Below are 813 nucleotides of genomic sequence, written 5' to 3'. Positions count from 1 at the left end.
TTCGCGCAGAATGCGCACGGTCCGCTCAACGAGTTCGACATTGCGCGCCAATTGCCCCTGGCGATAGTAGAGGTTGTCTTCAAGCCCGACGCGGATAATCTGCCCGCCCAGCAACAGGGAGTTCACGCTCGCCGGCAGTTGTGCCGGACCGATGCCGCTCACGCAGAAGATGCTGTCCTTCGGCAGTAGATCAACCATGTACTGCAGTGACTTGGGGTTATAGGGCATCGCGTTCTGGAAACCGCGGTGCGCGTTCATCACCATGTTGACCACATACGGTGGTTCGTCGAGCCCAAGCTGGATCAGCGTGTTGACGTCCTGCACGATATGGGTGGGGCTGAACACCTCCCATTCCGGCTTGATGCCACGCTTCTTCATTTCTTCAGCGAGATAACGGCAACGCGATGGTGACGTGTTAAGCAAAACCTCCTTGCCGCCGAAGCTGGCAACAAACGTGCACGCGTCGAGTGTACACATCTCGGCGCCAGCTTCCATGCCCTTGAGACGCTCCTCCCAGATGGTGTCCCACATGCCGCCTTCGATCTGCTGGATCATGTCACCGTGAACACCGCCGCCAGTCGAATTGTTGATGACGATGTCGCACTTTGCCCGGATCTGCTCGTTGATGCTGCGGTAAATCTCCGCGTTGCAGGTCGCTTCATCGTTAGGCAATCGTGCGTGGACAGCAACCACACTGGCCCCGGCGTTATAACAATCGTAGACATCCCGGGCGATTTCATCGGGCTGCGTCGGAAGATGCGGGTTTTGTGATTTGAACGCCATGCCACCCGTGGGAGCGACGAGAACGATAAC

Annotated in this window: 1 protein-coding gene; it reads right to left on the bottom strand. The window is 57.6% G+C overall.

The window, feature by feature from the left end:
* Nucleotides 1-813: 3-keto-5-aminohexanoate cleavage protein (locus tag FH08_RS0134075; protein ID WP_063771254.1), on the bottom strand; the 813-nt coding region annotated here is incomplete at both ends.

Source organism: Caballeronia sordidicola (assembly GCF_000729995.1).
Classification (GTDB): Bacteria; Pseudomonadota; Gammaproteobacteria; order Burkholderiales; family Burkholderiaceae; genus Caballeronia; species Caballeronia sordidicola_A.
The sequence above is the reverse complement of the archived record's forward strand: the minus strand, read 5'-3'. Positions and strand labels throughout refer to the sequence as shown.